At 63.1% G+C, this 15,056-nt stretch carries 13 protein-coding genes; 6 read left to right on the top strand and 7 right to left on the bottom strand.

Annotated elements, in window-relative coordinates:
- Positions 1-223: 223 nt before the first annotated feature.
- Genes RS694_RS00850 through RS694_RS00870 form a run of 5 tightly spaced genes read left to right on the top strand, consistent with a single transcriptional unit; the run spans position 224 to position 5,460 of the window.
- Positions 224-1,750 (top strand): sugar ABC transporter ATP-binding protein, encoded by a 1,527-nt coding sequence (locus tag RS694_RS00850; RefSeq protein WP_029707987.1) that lies wholly within the window; start codon positions 224-226, stop codon positions 1,748-1,750.
- Positions 1,747-2,730, top strand: coding sequence for an ABC transporter permease (locus RS694_RS00855; RefSeq protein ID WP_029707985.1), 984 nt, complete (start codon positions 1,747-1,749; stop codon positions 2,728-2,730). Before RS694_RS00850 ends, RS694_RS00855 begins: the two co-directional genes overlap by 4 nt.
- A complete protein-coding gene (locus RS694_RS00860; RefSeq protein WP_029707983.1) occupies positions 2,727-3,689 on the top strand; it encodes an ABC transporter permease in 963 nt (320 codons plus the stop codon). Before RS694_RS00855 ends, RS694_RS00860 begins: the two co-directional genes overlap by 4 nt.
- Complete coding sequence (rhaM, locus tag RS694_RS00865) at positions 3,686-4,006, top strand: L-rhamnose mutarotase (RefSeq protein WP_029707981.1); 321 nt, start codon at positions 3,686-3,688, stop codon at positions 4,004-4,006. The genes RS694_RS00860 and rhaM overlap by 4 nt, the downstream gene beginning before the upstream one ends.
- Before the next feature lie 5 nt (positions 4,007-4,011).
- On the top strand, positions 4,012-5,460 hold the full coding sequence (locus tag RS694_RS00870; protein ID WP_081708639.1) for an acetate and sugar kinases/Hsc70/actin family protein: 1,449 nt from the start codon (positions 4,012-4,014) through the stop codon (positions 5,458-5,460).
- Positions 5,461-5,480: 20 nt separating this feature from the next.
- Here the strand turns inward: RS694_RS00870 and RS694_RS00875 are convergent, their stop codons facing one another.
- The 5 genes from RS694_RS00875 to aptA all read right to left on the bottom strand — a co-directional run bounded on the left by RS694_RS00875 (position 5,481) and on the right by aptA (position 12,496).
- Positions 5,481-5,936 (bottom strand): hypothetical protein, encoded by a 456-nt coding sequence (locus RS694_RS00875; protein ID WP_037247385.1) that lies wholly within the window; start codon positions 5,934-5,936, stop codon positions 5,481-5,483.
- A gap of 37 nt (positions 5,937-5,973) precedes the next feature.
- Positions 5,974-7,935, bottom strand: a complete 1,962-nt coding sequence (locus RS694_RS00880; RefSeq protein WP_029707976.1) for an ATP-binding cassette domain-containing protein — start codon at positions 7,933-7,935, stop codon at positions 5,974-5,976.
- A 174-nt stretch (positions 7,936-8,109) separates the two neighbouring features.
- Positions 8,110-9,285 (bottom strand): GGDEF domain-containing protein, encoded by a 1,176-nt coding sequence (locus RS694_RS00885; RefSeq protein ID WP_076069205.1) that lies wholly within the window; start codon positions 9,283-9,285, stop codon positions 8,110-8,112.
- A gap of 234 nt (positions 9,286-9,519) precedes the next feature.
- The gene (locus tag RS694_RS00890; protein ID WP_029707974.1) at positions 9,520-11,025 is read right to left on the bottom strand and encodes a CoA-acylating methylmalonate-semialdehyde dehydrogenase; all 1,506 of its coding nucleotides are present in this window, start codon (positions 11,023-11,025) and stop codon (positions 9,520-9,522) included.
- 94 nt (positions 11,026-11,119) lie between these two features.
- Positions 11,120-12,496 (bottom strand): omega-aminotransferase AptA, encoded by a 1,377-nt coding sequence (gene aptA / locus RS694_RS00895; protein WP_029707973.1) that lies wholly within the window; start codon positions 12,494-12,496, stop codon positions 11,120-11,122.
- 108 nt (positions 12,497-12,604) lie between these two features.
- Here aptA and RS694_RS00900 point away from each other — a divergent pair, with 108 nt between their 5' ends.
- Positions 12,605-13,546: a LysR family transcriptional regulator gene (locus RS694_RS00900; protein WP_029707972.1), complete on the top strand. Its 942-nt coding sequence runs from the start codon at positions 12,605-12,607 to the stop codon at positions 13,544-13,546.
- 3 nt (positions 13,547-13,549) lie between these two features.
- Here the strand turns inward: RS694_RS00900 and RS694_RS00905 are convergent, their stop codons facing one another.
- Together RS694_RS00905 and RS694_RS00910 are read right to left on the bottom strand one after the other, a co-directional pair.
- Entirely contained in the window at positions 13,550-14,011 is a 462-nt protein-coding gene (locus tag RS694_RS00905) for a MarR family winged helix-turn-helix transcriptional regulator (RefSeq protein ID WP_029707971.1), read from the bottom strand.
- Positions 14,012-14,053: 42 nt separating this feature from the next.
- Positions 14,054-15,040, bottom strand: coding sequence for a tripartite tricarboxylate transporter substrate-binding protein (locus tag RS694_RS00910; protein ID WP_029707970.1), 987 nt, complete (start codon positions 15,038-15,040; stop codon positions 14,054-14,056).
- Positions 15,041-15,056 lie beyond the last annotated feature (16 nt).

Raw genomic sequence — 15,056 nt, forward strand, 5'->3', positions numbered from 1 at the left:
CCCATCGTCCTGCGTCCGCAAGCCATGTTGGCGCACCACGGCTATTCAGTCATTGCGTACCAACAGCCTTGGCTGCCGATGACAGTGGGGTGGATGTTTCCGGTAGGTAAAGGAGGAGCCCGTAGGGCGGGGGACACGGACGGAAACAGCTACCCCGCTGGCAGCGGCGTACACACGATCCGTGCGAGCATGGCGGTATTTTTTTGGAAACTGGAACCCTTTGATGTCTGATGTGTTGCTGAGTCTGCGTGGGGTGGCCAAGAGTTATGGCGCCACCCGTGCCCTGCGCGGGGTTGACCTGGAGCTACGCGCCGGTGAAGTGCTAGCGCTGGTAGGCGAGAACGGTGCCGGCAAATCCACACTGGTGAAGATGTTGACTGGTGTGGTGCCCATGGAAGAGGGCGCGATTCAATTACAAGGTGTGCCACAGCGCTTTACCAGCGCGCAAGACTCGCAGGCCGCCGGCATTCTGGCCGTGCACCAGGAAACGGTGATGTTCGAAGAACTCAGCGTGGCCGAGAATATTTTTGTGGGCCGTCATCTCATGCGCGGTCCGTTTGTGAACTGGGCCGCGATGAACGCGCAGGCCCAGACCGGGCTGACGGATATCGGTGCGCGCTTTACCGCGACGACTCTCGTCAAGGACCTGAGCCTGGCCGAGCGCCATCTGGTGGAAATTGCGCGCGCGCTCTCGCAAAAGGCGCTGGTGGTGATTCTGGATGAGCCCACAGCAGCTCTGTCGCAGGCCGAGATTCGTGACTTCTACGGCATCGTGCGCAAGTTGCGTGACCAGGGCGTGGGTGTCATTTTCATCACCCACAAGTTCGACGAAATTTTTGCGTTGGCGGACCGTTATCTGGTCTTGCGCGACGGCGCGGCTGTCGGCACCGGCGCCATTGCAGACGCCACCGAACAAGAGTTGGTACGCCTGATGGCAGGCCGCGCCATCGACCAGATCTACCCGCAGATTGACTCCGTGCCGGGTGAGGTGGTGCTGTCGGTGAAAAACCTGTCGCACCCCACCGAATTCAAGGACTTGCAGTTTGATTTGCGGCGCGGTGAAATTCTGGGTTTCTACGGCCTGATCGGCTCGGGCCGCAGTGAGGCCATGCTGGCCATCATGGGTCTGAACCCGCAGGCCACGGGTGACTTCCGGGTCATGGGCCACAAGCTGGATGCGAAGCGCCCCGGCGATGCGATCGCGGCCGGCATCGCTTACGTGCCCGAAGAGCGCCAGCGCCAGGGCGGCATCTTGAGTTTCTCGGTGCAGGACAACATCAGCCTGGCCGGCCTGTCGCGCTTTGCCACCGGCCCGTGGCTGTCGGCGATCAAGGAGTCGGGGCTGTGCCAGCGCATGATCGAGCGGCTGCGCATCAAGACCCAGTCGCCGCACACGCCGCTGTCGGGCTTGTCGGGCGGCAACCAGCAAAAGGTGGTGATTGCCAAGTGGCTGGGGCTGGACCCGAAGATCGTGATTCTGGACGAGCCCACCAAGGGCATTGACGTGGGTGCCAAGCAGGCGGTGTACCAATTGATTGCCGAGATGGTGAAAGAGGGGCTGGCGGTGATTCTGATTTCTTCCGAGTTGCCCGAGGTCATGCACCTGGCGCACCGCGTCATCGTGATGCGCAGGGGCCTGCAGGTCGCCGAGTTTGCCAAAGGCAATCTGCATGCTGAGAACATCGTTGCTGCGGCGTCGGGGCTCAATGCCACGCCCAGCGATGCGGTACTGGAGGCACTCGCCGCATGAAACCGATTTTGCAAATACGCCGTGAGTGGCTGCTGCTGGCCATCATTGTGGTGATCGTGCTGGCCGTGGGCGCCAGAGCGCCGGTGTTCCTGACCTGGCGCAATGGCATGGACATTGCCAACGACTCGGCCATTCTGGCGATTCTGGTGATGGGGCAAATGCTGGTGTTGCTGACACGCGGCATCGACCTCTCCGTGGCCTCCAACCTCGCGCTGACCGGCATGGCCTGTGCGCTGATGGGGCGGGCCTTCCCGGGCGTGCACATCGTGGTGCTGATTGCCATGGCGCTGGCCGTGGGCGCGCTGCTGGGCAGCCTGAACGGCTGGCTGATCACCGGCTTCAACCTGCCACCCATCGTGGTGACGCTGGGCACCCTGTCGGCCTACCGTGGCGCCATTTTTGTGGCCAGCAAGGGCGCCTGGATTTCGGACCAGGACATCCATGTCGGCATCAAAGGCCTGCCGCGCGAGGTCTGGCTGGGCTTGCCGGCGCTGGTGTGGTTTGCACTGGTGGTGCTGGCCCTGAGCGCCGTGTTCCTGAAGCTGCGCAAGGAAGGCCGCGAGATTTACGCGCTGGGTGGCAACCCCAACGCCGCCACCTATGTCGGCATCAATGTGCCGGCACGTTTGCGCCTGGTCTACACGCTGTCGGGCATGCTGGCTGGCTTGGCCGGTTTGTTGTGGGTGGGGCGCTATTCCATTGCCTATACCGAGCTGGCGGCGGGTTATGAACTCACCGTGGTGGCAGCCTGTGTGATTGGTGGTGTGAGCATCGGCGGTGGTGTCGGCTCGGTGCTCGGTGCTGCGCTGGGCGTGTTGTTTATCGGCGTGGTCAACGGCGCGCTGCCGGTGATCCAGGTCTCGCCGTTCTGGCAGCAGGCCATCTCGGGCGCCGTCATCTTGATCTCCGTGGCGGTAAATGCGCGCTCGGAGCGGCGCGCTGGCCGGCAGATACTGGAACGGCAAGGAGCAGCGGTATGAAAGCGTGGAACACCTGGGAGCGCGTGCTGCTGGCACTGCTGGTTTTGCTGTTGGTGGTGTTTGGTATTTACCAGCCCGGCTTCATGAGCGCGGAGACATTGGCAGACAGCACCTTCAACTTCAGCGAAAAGGGCCTGCTCGCACTGGCCATTGCGCTGTTGATCGTCTGCGGTGAAATTGATTTGTCCATCGCTGCAATCCTGGCGCTCTGTTCGCTGGCCATGGGCTACAGCATGCGGGCCGGCTTCGGGCCCTGGGGCATTACGGCGGCTGGATTGCTGACCGGTGCACTGGCCGGCGCGGTGAATGGCGTGCTGGTCACGCGTTACAAGCTGCCGTCCATCGTGGTCACCATTGGCACGCTGTCGCTGTACCGCGGGCTGGCGCTGGTTGCATTGGGCGACCAGTCCATCTCGGGTTATCCGGAAGTCTTCTCCACGTTGGGCAACTCCTACCTGGGTGAAGTCATCGGTGTGCGTTGGCTCATCATCCCCATCGAGTTCGTGCTGCTGATGGTATTTGCACTGGCGGTGGGCCTGTTCCTGCACCGCACCGTCATGGGCCGACGCATCTATGCGATTGGCGCCAACCCGGTGGCTGCACGTTTCTCCGGTATCGAGGCCGACCGCTACCGCTTTGCGCTGTTTGTGTTTGCCGGCCTGATGGCGGCGGTGGCTGCCATCTTGCTGACGGGCCGCATTGGCAGCACCCGCCCCAATATTGCGATGGGCTGGGAGCTGGACGCCATCACCATGGTGATTCTGGGTGGCGTGGCCATTGAAGGTGGGCGCGGCAGCATCGTGGGCACCATGCTGGCGGTCTTGCTGTTGGGCCTGTTCACGTTTGGCATGGGCATGGCCAATGTCACCGGCATCGTGATGTCGATGGTGGTGGGGGTTTTGTTGATCGTCTCCATGGTCTTGCCGCGCCTGCTGCGCCGCCGGGGAGCCATGGCATGAGCACGGAAAAAATTGCCTTTCGCATGTTCCTGAACCCCGGCTGCGTGGAGGAATACAAGCAACGGCACGACACCATCTGGCCCGAGCTTTCGGCACTGCTGAAGACAGCAGGTGTGCGTGACTACAGTATCTATCTTGATGAAGAACACCACGTGCTGTTTGCCGTGTTGCGCCGCACTGCGGGCCACACCATGGATACGCTGCCTGCGCACCCGGTGATGCAGCGCTGGTGGGCCTATATGACGGACATCATGCGGTCCAACCCCGACGGTTCACCCGTGGTGGAAGCGCTGCCCTGCATGTTTCATATGGACTGACTGCCGTGGCTCTGAACGACACACTGATCGACGCCCTCACACTGGTCATCGATATTGGAAAAAGCCACGCCAAGCTGCTGATGGTGGATGAGCGCGGCCATGTGGTGGAACGCCATGGCCGTGACAATGCCAGCGTGATCTCGCCGCTGGGCTACCCGGCGTTGGACGTGTATGGGCTCGAAGACTGGATGCGCACCACGCTGCGTGCCTCATCCAACACCGCACGTTGCAGCCATGCCATTGCCTCCACCCACGGCGCTGCACTGGTGGCGCTGGGTGATGAAAGTCTGGCCTGGGCGCCGGTAGATTACGAGTTTGACGGGCTCGCGCAATACCCCTTACTGGCGCGGGCGTTTGATGCGGCGGCCGATGGTTTTACGCAAACCCTGTCGCCCGATCTTCCTGCAGGCCTGAATGCCGCGCGCCAATTGTTCTACGTGCAAAACCTGCACACAGACGCCTGGCGGCGCACGCGCTGCCTGTTGCCATACGCCCAGTATTGGGCCTGGCGCCTGTGTGGGCAGGCTGCCAGTGAGGTGTCTTCCTTGGGTTGCCACACGCACCTTTGGCGTCCGCAGGGAGGTGACTTTTCCGCACTGGCACAGGCTAAAGGCTGGGCCGCATTGTTTGCCCCACTGCGTTCTGCCTGGGAAGTACTGGGCACCGTCAGTCCAGACATAGCCATGGCCTGGGGCCTGCCTGCAGACTGCCAGGTGCATGTGGGGGTGCACGACAGCAATGCCTGTCTGGCACGGTACCTGGACGCCTCGGCGGCAGCATCGTCAGCTTTGACGGTGGTGTCGTCAGGAACTTGGACCGTGTTGATGGCGCCCGGTGCGCCCACGGCCAGCCTGCAGGCCGAGCGCGACATGCTGGCCAATGTGGATGTGCTGGGCCGCGCCACGCCGACCGCACGTTTCATGGGTGGTCGCGAATTTGCGGCGCTCCTGGACGGCGCCGTGCCCGATGCGGGCACGCTGGTTGATGTGCAGGCGCTGGTGGATTCCGCCACGCTGGCCACGCCCTCGTTTGCCGAGCACGGTGGTCCGTTCATGGGGCGCCAGGGGCAGGTGTTGCGCGGTGGACAAGCGCTGCCACGGCCATGGTCAGCCGCTTTGCCTCCGGGCCAGCGCGCCGCATTGGCGGCGCTGTACTGCGCCCAAACGACGGCATGGCTGGTGGACCGGCTTTGGGAGCGTGTGCAGCGCCCCCGCACACTGGTGGTGGAAGGCCCACTGGCGCAGAACCCGCTGTACCTGACGCTGCTGCAAGCCTTGCTGCCCGACTCCCAATGTCTGGTAAGCCACGATGACCTGGAAGGCACGGCACGAGGCGCCTGGGCGCTATGCCGTTGGGGGGTGTCCGCGCCTACCTACCATTTGAAGCCTGTGGCGCCTGTGACCATCCCTGGGCTGGAAAAATACCACGCGGCCTGGTTACATACCTTGGCTTGAACCCGTAGCGTTCAACCGGTTTATGCGTCTGTATCCGCAATGCGGATGGCCGCAAACTGGAGGTGGTGCATGAACTCACGCAAGATCAGTAGCGTGGCCGCGAACTCCCGGGTGTTGGGCAGCCCGGCGCTGGAAGCAGGGCGGCCTTGCACCAGTGCGGCCAGCAGGTCAAACATGCGCTCCACGGCCTCTATCGATAGTTCCATCACGGGCTGATCGCGCACACCGGCCAGCAGCGCAATCTCGCGGATTGCCATGCCCGTGGTCTCTAACGTCGGGTCACCGGCCACCAGACTGCGCGCACGCGTGACCTCGTCTTCCACCGCCATGATGGCGTTTTCCAGCTCGCCCAGTGTGGGGGGTGTGTGGCGGAAAAATGCATGGGCGGTACGGGTGCTGCCCAGGTCCAGCACCAGTGTGGAAGCATCGGATGTGACGGTGGTCTGCTCCTGGCCAATATGCAGCGTGATCGACATGTCCTGCTCCTTGTGGGCCCTTGAAAGGCAACGCCTTTTAGACGCCGCCCAGCGCTTCCCAGCGTTCCAGTGCGGCCATCAGTTCATCGTCGATCTGCGTGTTGCGCTCGGACAGCTGCACGGCACGCGCGTTGTCACTGCCGTACAGGCTGCCGTCTGCCAGCGCTTCGGTGATGTCCTTTTGCTCGGCTTCCAGTGCAGCAATCGTGGCCGGCAAGCTGTCCAGCTCGCGCTGTTCCTTGAAGCTGAGCTTCTTGGCCTTGGCAGGCGCGGGGGCAGCAGGTGCCTGTGCGTTCACCTGGGCGCTGGCTTGCTCCTGTTTTTGTAGCTGCTCACGCTCGTAGTTAAAGGGCTTAGCCGTGGTTTTGCCTTGGGCCGCGTTGATCGCATTGGCACGTTTGGTCTGGATCAGCCAGTCGCTCACGCCACCTTCGTACTCGCGCCATTTGGCGTCGCCCTCGTACGCAATCGTGCTGGTGACCACGTTGTCGAGGAAGGTTCGGTCATGGCTGACCAGGAACACCGTGCCGTCGTAGTTTTGCAGCAGGTCTTCTAGCAGTTCCAGCGTGTCGATATCCAGATCGTTGGTTGGCTCATCGAGTACCAGCACGTTGGCCGGGCGGGCGAACAGGCGGGCCAGCAGCAGGCGGTTGCGCTCGCCACCGCTCAAGGAGCGAACAGGCGAAGTCGCGCGCGCAGGCGAGAACAAAAAGTCACCCAGATAACTCTTGCGGTGCTTCTTCTGGTTGCCGATCTCGATCCACTCGGAGCCGGGGCTGATGAAGTCTTCCAGCGTCGCGTCCAGGTCCAGCGCGTTGCGCATCTGGTCGAAGTAGGCGACGGTGATGTTCGCACCCTGGCGTACCGTGCCCCAGGGGCTGTGGCCGGGTTCTGGCTTGGGCGAGTTGGCGGGTGCCGGGTCGGCCTTGTGGTCGCCCAGGATCAACTTCAGCAGCGTAGTCTTGCCGGCGCCGTTCGGGCCCAGCAGGCCAATCTTGTCGCCGCGCAAAATCGTCGCTGTGAAGTTGTCAACGATCTTGCGGTCGCCGAAGGTCTTGCTCACGTGCGTGAGTTCGGCCACCAGTTTGCCGCTCTTGTCGCCGGTGTTCACATCCATGTTCACGCTGCCGACCACGTCGCGACGGGCTTCGCGTTTGCTGCGCAGCTCGTCCAGGCGCACGATGCGCGCGGTGGCGCGGGTGCGGCGCGCTTCCACGCCCTTGCGAATCCACACTTCTTCCTGTGCCAGTAGCTTGTCGGCTTTGGCGTTGATCACTGCTTCCTGTGCGAGTTGTTCTTCCTTTTGCAGCAGATAGGCGGCAAAGTTGCCGGGGTAGCTCATCAGCTTGCCGCGGTCCAGTTCGACGATGCGGGTGGCCACGTTGTCCAGGAAGGAACGGTCGTGGGTGATGGTGATGATGGAGCCTTTGAAGTCCACCAGCAGGCCTTCGAGCCATTCGATGGAGTCCAGATCCAGGTGATTGGTCGGCTCGTCGAGCAGTAGCACGTCGGGTTGTGCGACCAGCGCCTGGGCCAATGCCACGCGCTTTTTGGTACCGCCGGACAAGGTGTTGACGATGGCATCCGGGTTCAGGTGCAGGCGTTGCAGGGTTTCGTTGACCCGCTGTTCCCAGTTCCAGCCGTCCAGCGTTTCAATCTCGCTTTGCATGGCGTCTAGGTCGCCGTGGCCCAGGCAATACTCTTCAATCAGGCCGATAACCCGCTCCAGACCTGCGCGAACAGCTATAAAAACAGTAGCATCTGCGTCGAGCTGCGGTTCCTGCGCGACGTAGGAAATACGTGTGCCGGTTTGCACCTGCAGCGTGCCGTCATCGGGCCGCTCCATGCCGCCCAGGATTTTGAGCATCGAGGATTTGCCGGCGCCATTGCGGCCAATCAGACCCACGCGCTCTTGCGTTTCGAGGGAAAAATCAGCGTGGTCGAGAAGCGGGACGTGTCCAAATGCGAGTTGGGCGTCGAGAAGGGTAATGAGTGCCATAGGGTTCCGTGTAACCCTCGATTATCCCAGTTGACGTGAAAGGCGGTTGTCAGCGGCTGCGGGGGGCTACAACTTCACCCTGAAAGGGGGGTGTGCGGGGCCGATTTGGGCGCATTTGGCACCGTGCAGCCTCCTTTCCCGGTGCGCCCACCAGAGTAGTTGGGGCGACGGTGTTCAGACCACCCGGTTGCGCCCGCGCTGTTTGGCCAGGTAGAGGGCTTTGTCCGCTTCGGTGTAGAGCGTGTCGAAGTCGCGTTTTTCCTTGGCCGTGGTGCTGGAGAGGCCGATGCTGGCGGTGACCGGGATGCGGGTGCCCTCCCACACCACAACCGAGGCCTCCAGCCGTTCACGCAGTTTTTCGGCCAGCCTGCGCCCGGCCTCGGCCGAGGTGTTGGGCAGCAGCACGATGAACTCCTCACCGCCCAGGCGCCCCACCAGGTCGGTGCTGCGCACGGTGCTGCTGGCCAGCGTGGCCACATGGCGCAGCACGGCGTCACCCGCGGGGTGGCCCCAGGTGTCGTTGACGCGTTTGAAGTGGTCCAGGTCCAGCAGCAAGATGGTGGTGGCACTGCCCTGGCGCTGGGCGCGGTCCAGCTCGCGGCGGCTCAGTTCGACAAAGGTGTTGCGGTTGAACAGCCCGGTCAGGCCATCCTGGCGCGTCAGGCGCTCCAGGTCGCGCTGCTTCTGGTTCAGTTCGGCATTGGCTTTTTCCAGTTGCCGTTGCTGAAGCCGGATGGTGCAGAACTGGCGCCACATGAAACAGGAGCCCACGCACCCCAGCACACAGGCCGCCAGGCCGTTGATGCGGTTGGACAGCAGCAGCTCGGGCTGCAATTGGGTCCACCCCATCACCTTGAAGAAAGCCAGGTACGACAGGGTGTACAACACCGCTGCCACGCGGGGCCGCAGGTACATCACGCCACCCGCCACCAGACAGGCAAGCAGGAAGGCCGTGATATTGGGCGTGATGGCTTGGTCGACAGCCACCAGCAGCAGCCCGATCAGCATGGTGAGCGCTGCATTGCCGGTGCCCAGCCAGCGGGCCACGAGCGTGTGGCGGCGTTGGCCCGCCTTGTGCGCCAGCCAGCCCATGCCCAGTGCCACGGCAACGATGAACAGATGGGTCCAGACCAGCCGCAGATTCCAATCGGCTTGCGCGGGGGGCGGCTCTGTGCCCAGCCAGCGCCACAGGAATACGATCAGGAGCACGCCGTTCAGCGCGACGGCCACGGGCCACATCATGCGCAAGCGGAATAGATTGACGCCTGTTGCGTCGTCTGCAACCAGAGCGTCTTCGGTGCGCCAGCGCGCCGTTGTCTTTCGCAGGGAATTTAGGAAGATTTGGTCCATGGCGGAAGCCGAGACTGTAGCAGCGATGGTGTGACACAACGGAGTCCGCAGTCATAGCCTTGCCTGGATGCCCGTATCCGGTGCCAGCATCCCCGCGTCCAGGACCCAAATGACGGCGTCACTGTCCGCCGCATCCAATGCGCTGGACGATCAAAACGCATGTTTCTGCACCCCTTCAAGTTCAAAGGGCTTGCCGGATGGCAAGCCCTTTGAACGGTTTAGGGAGGTTCCAGTTCAGCGGCTGCTGGGGAAGCTGAACACCGCCCCCTCACGCACGCCAGCCGAGGGCCAGCGCTGGGTGATGGTCTTGCGCTTGGTGTAGAAGCGCACGGCGTCGGGGCCGTAGGCGTGCAGGTCGCCAAACAACGAGCGCTTCCAGCCGCCAAACGAGTGGTAGGCCACGGGCACGGGCAGGGGCACGTTCACGCCCACCATGCCGACCAGGATGTTGTCGCTGAAGTAGCGGGCTGCCTCGCCGTCGCGGGTGAAGATGCAGGTGCCGTTGCCGTACTCGTGCGCATCGATCATGTCCATGGCCTCTTGCAGCGTCTTCACGCGCACCACACCCAGCACCGGGCCAAAGATTTCTTCCTGGTAGATCACCATGCCGGGTTTGACGTTGTCAAACAGGCAGGGGCCGAGGTAGTAGCCGTCTTCGTGGCCCGCCACCTTCAAGCCGCGGCCATCGACGACCAATGTGGCGCCTTCTTTCACGCCCTGGTCCACATACCCCTTCACCTTCTCGAAGTGCGGCTTGGTGACCAGCGGGCCCATGTCCATGCCGGGGGTGGTACCGGGGCCGACCTTCATCTTCGCGATTTCGGTCTTCAGGCCGGCAATCACGGCGTCGGCCGTGGCATCGCCCACGGCCACCACCAGCGGAATCGCCATGCAGCGCTCGCCGCAGGAGCCGTAGGCCGCGCCCATCAGCGCGCTGACCGCATTGGCCAGGTCCGCATCGGGCATGACCACGGCGTGGTTTTTGGCGCCACCCAGCGCCTGCACGCGTTTGCCGTGTGCGCAGCCGGTGGCGTAGATGTATTCGGCAATGGGGGTGGAGCCCACAAAGCTCACGGCCTTCACGCGCGGGTCGGTCAGCAGGGTGTCCACGGCTTCCTTGTCGCCGTTGACCACGTTCAGCACGCCGGGTGGCAGGCCGGCCTCCAGCGCCAGTTCGGCAATGCGCAACGTACTGCTGGGGTCACGCTCCGACGGTTTCAGGATAAAGGTGTTGCCACAGGCCACGGCCATGGGCCACATCCACAAGGGCACCATGGCGGGGAAGTTGAAGGGCGTGATGCCAGCGGTGACGCCCAGCGCCTGGAACTCGGACCAGGAATCAATGGCCGGGCCGACGTTTTTGCTGTGTTCGCCCTTGAGCAGTTCGGGGGCGTAGCTGGCGTATTCGACGTTTTCGATACCGCGTTGCAGTTCGCCCAAGGCGTCGCTCAGCACCTTGCCGTGTTCGGCAGTAATCAAGGCGCAGAGTTCGTCGGCGTGTTTCTCCAGCAGCACCTTGAGGTTGCCCATCACGCGGGCGCGCTTGAGCGGGGGGGTGTTGCGCCAGGCGGGGAAGGCGGCTTGCGCATTGGCAATGGCTTCTTCCACGGTGGCTTTGGGGGCCAACAGCACCCGTTTCTCTGCTTTGCCCGTAGACGGGTTGAAGACGTCTTGTGCGCGCTCGCCGGTGGTGATGAGCTTGCCGCCAATGAGGTGGCCGACGGTTGGGAGTAAGGACATAGGGTGTTTATAAGGAAAATGGGCTGCCAGCCCACATGGAATGTGCGCTGGCAGCTATGAAATTAATAGTAAATGGCGATGCGGTGAAACCGGCTTACGCCGTCTCGTTGATCGCCTCACCCAGCGCGTTGACCAGGCTGTCGATCTCGGCCTCGGTGGTGATGAAGGGCGGCGCCAGCGCAATGCAGTCGCCCGCGTAGCGCACGTAGAAGCCCTTGTCCAGGCAGCGCATGGCCACCTCATAGGGGCGCTTGGCGGGTTCACCGGGCACCGCGGCCAGGGTGAAACCGGCCGACAAGCCGAGGTTGCGGATGTCGGTGATGTGCTTGGCGCCACGCAGGCTGTGCACGGCTTTCTCAAAGTAGGGTGCCAGTGCGTTCACACGCTCGATCATGTTTTCCTTGACCAGCAGGTCCAGTGCCGCAATGCCGGCCGCGCAGGCCACCGGGTGGGCCGAGTAGGTGTAGCCGTGGGGGAATTCCAGCATGTAGTCCGGCCCGCCCTGGTTGATGAAGGTGTCGTAAATCTCTTTCTTGGCCACCGTCACGCCCAAAGGCTGCGCGCCGTTGGTGATCTGCTTGGCCGCGTTCAGGATGTCCGGCACCACGCCAAAGTAGGCCGCGCCGGTGTAGGCACCCAGGCGGCCAAAGCCGGTGATGACCTCATCAAAAATCAGCAGGATGTTGTTCTGCGTGCAGATCTCGCGCAGGCGCTGCAGGTAGCCCACGGGTGGCACCACAATGCCGGCCGAGCCGGACATGGGCTCGACGATGACGGCGGCAATGTTGGACGCGTCGTGCAGCGCGATCAGGCGCAGCAGCTCGTCCGCCATGTCACCGCCTTTTTCGGGCAGGCCCTTGCTGAAGGCGTTGCTTGCGAGCTGGGTGTGGGCCAGGTGGTCGGCCTCAATGCCCTGACCGAACGTCTTGCGGTTGGCCGGCAGGCCGCCCACCGAAATGCCGCCGTAGTTCACGCCGTGGTAACCCTTCTCGCGGCCGATCAGGCGGGTTTTGCTGCCCATGCCCTTGGCACGCCAGTAGGCGCGGGCCATCTTGAGCGCGGTGTCGGCCGACTCGGAGCCGGAGCCGGTGTAGAACACATAGTCCAGGCCATCGGGGGTGAGCTCCACAATCTTGTTGGCCAGCTCAAACGACAGCGGGTGGCCGAACTGGAAGGCAGGCGAGTAGTCCATCGTCGCCATCTGCTTGCTCACCGCCTCGGTGATCTCGCGGCGGCCATGGCCCAGGCCCGCGCACCACAGACCGGAGAGGCCATCAAAAATCTTCTTGCCGTTGGAGTCGGTGAAGTAGGCGCCCTGGGCGCTCACCATCATGCGCGGATTGGCCTTGAAATCGCGGTTGCCGGTGAAGGCCATCCAGTGCGACTCCATCCATTCGCGGCTCATGGGGAAGGTGGATGCGCTGGTGACGGCTTCACCAATGGCGGGGCTGCTGGTGTCGTTGAGCTTCATGGGGAACTCCAGTGGGTGGGATGGGTAAGCCTGGTCGGGCGATGGTGCATTGTGGGTGGCTCTGTTACTCTTATAAAGTTACAAATATCACTATTTACTTCGCAATTTATGAAAGTAACCTCCCCCACGAAAGCTAGGGCGGTCTTAGGCCAGATCAGCGACATGGACCTGCGCCTGTTGCGCGTGTTCAAGGCGGTGGTCGATTGCGGGGGCATGGCGGCGGCGGAGCTGGAACTCAATATAGGCACGTCCACCGTCAGCCGCCACATCAAGGATCTGGAAACCCGGCTGGGGCTGACGCTGTGTCGGCGTGGACGGGCCGGTTTTGCGCTCACGCCCGAGGGCGAAAAGATCTACGCCCAGACCACCGCTTTGCTGGCCGCCACCGACGCTTTCCGCAACAGCGTGGACGAAATCCACCAGCGCATGGGCGGGCAACTGCAGGTGGCGGTGTTCGACAAAACTGCCAGCAACCCGGCCAGCCACATTGCAGAAGCCATTGCGCACTTTCATGTGGAAGCACCGGATGTGGGATTGAACCTGCACGTGGCCACGCTCACAGCGATTGAGCGCGGCGTGCTCGACGGCCAGTTCCATGTGGGCATCATCCCCGGCCACCGCAGCTCCGACGTGCTGGATTACACACCGCTGTTTGACGAAGCCATGCTGCTTTACTGCGGCACACGCCACGTGTTGTGGAATGCCGACCACAGCGCGCTGAACTGGGACACCTTGCCCAAACACGAATTTGCCGGGCTGGGCTACCACTCACCCAATATGGAGTTGAGCCAGCGCATGCGCCTGCCGCGCCGCGCCACAGGGTTTGACCAGGAGTCGATTGCCACGTTGATCCTGTCAGGCCAATTTCTGGGCTTTCTGCCTGACCACTACGCCGAGAGCTTTGTGCGCCGCGGCCTCATGCAGGCCGTGCGGCCCGATCTGCTGAACTACGCCTGCCAGTTTTTTGCCATCACGCGCAAATCACCCCAAGCCAGCCGGGCGACACGGGCGTTTCAGGAGTGTCTGGCGCAGGCGCATGCAAGCGTCTGAACGTCAGACATAAATCTTCCGCAGCAACTGCATCAGCGTCTTGCGTTCCGCCACACTGAGCCGGGCCGTGGCTGTTTCTTCCAGCTCGAACGCAGTGACCTCGGCCTGTTTCATCATTTTTTTACCAGCGGGCGTCAGGTGCAGGCCCATGGCGCGGCCATCGTGCGGATGGGGCCGGCGCAGGATCAGTTCACGGGTCTGCAACTGGTTCACCATGCCGACCAGGTTGGGCGGCTGCAGGTTCAGGGTCGCACAGAGTTGGCGCGAGGTGATGCCGGGGTTGTGCCCGATCAGCGAGAGCACGGAAAAGTCGACCGGCCGCAGGCCGTAAACCGCCATGTTGCGCAAAAAAGCGTCGACAATGACCAGCGTCGCGCGCCGGGCGTTGTAACCCACCAGGCTGTCCAGGAAGCCGGTGTCTATCTGTTCGACGCTGGGGTCGGGAGAGGGCTTGCGGGTGGCCATGGCCGATCATAAAGGGCCGCAAATCTGCGGCCCTTTTTCCCATCAGGATTCGGCGGTGAAGCCGATCTGCTTGACCAGAGGCCCCCAGCGTTCGTACTCGGCCTTTTGGTCTGCGGCCATTTCCTGCGGTGTGCTGCCGCGGGCGACCAGGCCGACGATGGCGAGCGCATCGATGACCGTCTTGTCTTTCAGCGCTGCCGTGATGGCGGCGTTGGCTGTGGCAATGGTGGCGGCCGGTGTCTTGGCGGGCGCGTAGAAGCCGAACCATTCTTCCGAGGTCACGTCTGGGTAGCCCAGTTCCGTGAAGGTGGGGACATCAGGCAGGTAGGGCGAGCGCTTGCGGCCCGAGGTGGCCAGTACGCGCACCTTGCCGGTCTTCATGTGTTGCAGGTAGTCGCCGCTCGGGTTCATCGCAGCGGCGATCTGGCCACCGACCAGGTCGGTGATGCTGGGCACCGTGCCGCGGTAGGGGACTTGCTTGAGTTCCACGCCGGCACGCAGGCCCAGCAGCGCACCCAGCAGGTGGGGCATGGAGCCCGCGCCCGGCGTGCCGTAGTTGGCCTGTGTGGGGTTGGCCTTGGCCCAGGCGAGGAAGTCCTTCAGCGTCTTGACTTCAGCGGGCACGGCCGGACCGACGGCCAGGCCGTGGAACATGATGGCGCCGATGGACACTTGGGTCACGTCTTCCGGCTTGTAGGTCAGGTTGGGGTAGATGTAGGGGTAGACGGCCAGGGCCGATACGGGCGCCAGGGCCAGGACCGAGCCGTCGGCGGGCGAGTTCTTCAGCGTTTCGATGGCGATGCGGCCGCCGGCGCCTGGTTTGTTTTCCACGAAACCGGAGATCTTGCTGTACGGTGTGCCGGCGAGTTTCTCGGCGACGCGACGCGCCACGCTGTCACCAGCGCTGCCGGCCGGGAAGCCGTAGAAGATCTTGACTTGGTCCACCGCCTGGGCGATGGCTGAAAAAGGGGCCAGTGCCCCGAGGGCGGTGGCGCTGGCGGCGGCTTGGATGAGTTGACGGCGTTGCATGGTACTTGTCTCCTTG

The sequence above is a fragment of the Rhodoferax saidenbachensis genome (genome assembly GCF_001955715.1).
Taxonomy (GTDB): Bacteria; Pseudomonadota; Gammaproteobacteria; order Burkholderiales; family Burkholderiaceae_C; genus Allorhodoferax; species Allorhodoferax saidenbachensis.

Coding starts and splice junctions, on each gene's coding strand:
- RS694_RS00900 (WP_029707972.1), top strand. CDS start 12,605: ATGAAAGTAACCTCCCCCACGAAAGCTAGGGCGGTCTTAGGCCAGATC.
- RS694_RS00875 (WP_037247385.1), bottom strand. CDS start 5,936: ATGTCGATCACGCTGCATATTGGCCAGGAGCAGACCACCGTCACATCC.
- RS694_RS00850 (WP_029707987.1), top strand. CDS start 224: ATGTCTGATGTGTTGCTGAGTCTGCGTGGGGTGGCCAAGAGTTATGGC.
- rhaM (WP_029707981.1), top strand. CDS start 3,686: ATGAGCACGGAAAAAATTGCCTTTCGCATGTTCCTGAACCCCGGCTGC.
- RS694_RS00855 (WP_029707985.1), top strand. CDS start 1,747: ATGAAACCGATTTTGCAAATACGCCGTGAGTGGCTGCTGCTGGCCATC.
- aptA (WP_029707973.1), bottom strand. CDS start 12,496: ATGAAGCTCAACGACACCAGCAGCCCCGCCATTGGTGAAGCCGTCACC.
- RS694_RS00885 (WP_076069205.1), bottom strand. CDS start 9,285: ATGGACCAAATCTTCCTAAATTCCCTGCGAAAGACAACGGCGCGCTGG.
- RS694_RS00910 (WP_029707970.1), bottom strand. CDS start 15,040: ATGCAACGCCGTCAACTCATCCAAGCCGCCGCCAGCGCCACCGCCCTC.
- RS694_RS00880 (WP_029707976.1), bottom strand. CDS start 7,935: ATGGCACTCATTACCCTTCTCGACGCCCAACTCGCATTTGGACACGTC.
- RS694_RS00860 (WP_029707983.1), top strand. CDS start 2,727: ATGAAAGCGTGGAACACCTGGGAGCGCGTGCTGCTGGCACTGCTGGTT.
- RS694_RS00890 (WP_029707974.1), bottom strand. CDS start 11,025: ATGTCCTTACTCCCAACCGTCGGCCACCTCATTGGCGGCAAGCTCATC.
- RS694_RS00905 (WP_029707971.1), bottom strand. CDS start 14,011: ATGGCCACCCGCAAGCCCTCTCCCGACCCCAGCGTCGAACAGATAGAC.